Below are 1765 nucleotides of genomic sequence, written 5' to 3' on the forward strand. Positions count from 1 at the left end.
GGGTCCCCCCCCCCCCCAACACTCACGAGCCCTTCCATGCCAAGCTGACCTTCATGGCAGCAGTGCTACTCACCGGCTTCGCGCCCTTCGGCGGCGAAGAGGTCAACCCCTCTTGGCAGGCGTCATCCCTGATCGCCGCTCAACGGCCCGAGTTCGCGGCGGTCGAGCTGCCGTGCGAGTTCGGGGCGTCGCTCCCGGCCTTGCGGGCGGCGATCGAGCTCCATCGCCCGGAGGTGGTCGTCTGCGTCGGCCAGGCGGGCGGCCGCGCCGAGCTCACCCCCGAACGGGTGGCGATCAACCTGCTCGACGCGCGCATCCCGGACAACGCGGGCGCGCGACCGGTCGACGTCCCGGTGCTCCCCGGCGGCCCGGCGGCCTACTTCACGACGCTGCCGGTCAAGGCCGTCGTGGCGGCCGTCCGGCAAGCGGGCGTCCCGGCGTCGGTCTCGCACACCGCGGGGACTTTCGTGTGCAACCAGGTCTTCTACGGCCTCATGCACCTGCTCGCGACCGAGTTCCCCGGGACGCGCGGCGGGTTCGTCCACGTCCCGTACAGCCCGGAGCAGGTCGCGGCGGCGGGCACGAACGCGCCGAGCCTCGACGTCGGTCGTTGCGCCGACGCGCTGGGCGTCCTCGCCGACACCGCCCTTTCGGTCACCGAAGACCTGTCCACGCCCGCCGGGAGCCTGCATTGACGACCATGCCGACGTCCGAGCCCGGCAGGAAGGTCGAGCGCAAAGCGCTCTGGCTCGTCGGGATCACGTCCGCGGTGCTGGGCACCGGGACGGCCGCGATCTGGCACGCTGTCGCCGGTCATTTCCGCCGCCTCTGCGTGATCGAGGACGCGAAGAACCCGGAGAGCATGTGCGGGTTCGGGGTGATCTTCTGGGGACCCGCGCTCATCGTCGGCGGGATGCTCGCGATCGGGCTGCTCACCTGGTTCCTGCTGAGCGTCACCGGGCTGCGGCCCCGCGCGGGCGTGCTGACCAGCGCGTTCGTCAGCCCGGCGTTGCTGGTGGTGCTGTTCGCGACAATGCGGGGCTCCGGGGCGGGCCGGATCTTCGCGGTCGGCGCGGCGTTCACCCTGCTGCAGCTGATGTTCGCCGCGCTGACGCGGATCAGGCGGGTTTGAGCTGCTCGGTGAAGAACTTGACCAGCTCGGGAAGCTGCTGCTTGCCACCGAGGTCGACCGAGACGAGCATGCCGCAGAGCTGCCTGTCGTCGACGCCGAACAGCACGATCCCGGCCGCCGAGCCGACGCCCGCGAGGTACTTCCCGGTCAGGCCGCCGCCCGCCCAGGTGCCCTCTTCCGGGTTGTCACCCAGCTGGAGCTTCACCCCGACGGCCAGTGAGTCGCTCGAAATACCCTGGTAGTAGGTCACCGCCCTGGTCGCCCCGCGCGCCTCGGACTTGAACTGGCAGCTCACCGCCACCACGGCGCCGATCGTCTGTGCCGAGATCGCCGCGCCCTGGCAGGTGGCCTTCTGGGCCACGGGCCCGGCCAGCTGGCGCAGGCAGTCGGTGAAGCCCTGCTCGTCCTTCTTGCCGACCTGCTCACAACTCGCCTTGTCGACCGCCGCGCCGTTGGCGCCCGCGGCGTTCGCGGGCGGCGACTTCGAGCCGTTGGTCGCGAACAGCACGGCCGCGACCACGACGGCGACGAGCACCAGCGCGCCGGCGCCGATGAGCAGTGGTTTCCGCTTCGACTTCGCGGGCGGGACGGGCGGTTGCGGCCGTTGCTGCTGGGGCTGGTGCTGCTGGGGAT

2 protein-coding genes and 1 pseudogene are annotated in these 1765 nt (G+C 71.4%); 2 read left to right on the top strand and 1 reads right to left on the bottom strand.

The features are described from left to right. The first annotated feature begins 53 nt into the window (after positions 1-53). Entirely contained in the window at positions 54-695 is a 642-nt protein-coding gene (pcp, locus tag QMK34_RS21885) for a pyroglutamyl-peptidase I (protein WP_326416051.1), read from the top strand. A 5-nt stretch (positions 696-700) separates the two neighbouring features. After that, complete coding sequence (locus QMK34_RS21890) at positions 701-1132, top strand: hypothetical protein (RefSeq protein WP_326416052.1); 432 nt, start codon at positions 701-703, stop codon at positions 1130-1132. On the opposite strand, the pseudogene QMK34_RS21895 reads toward QMK34_RS21890, so the two are convergent. After that, positions 1119-1765: pseudogene (locus tag QMK34_RS21895) on the bottom strand (Hsp70 family protein); the annotation flags it as partial. The gene QMK34_RS21890 and the pseudogene QMK34_RS21895 sit on opposite strands and share 14 nt — an antisense overlap.

The organism is Amycolatopsis sp. H20-H5, from assembly GCF_035828755.1.
Classification (GTDB): Bacteria; Actinomycetota; Actinomycetes; order Mycobacteriales; family Pseudonocardiaceae; genus Amycolatopsis.

Excerpts from the sequence above, each read along its gene's own strand:
- pcp (WP_326416051.1), top strand. The coding sequence starts at position 54 with ATGGCAGCAGTGCTACTCACCGGCTTCGCGCCCTTCGGCGGCGAAGAG.
- QMK34_RS21890 (WP_326416052.1), top strand. The coding sequence starts at position 701 with ATGCCGACGTCCGAGCCCGGCAGGAAGGTCGAGCGCAAAGCGCTCTGG.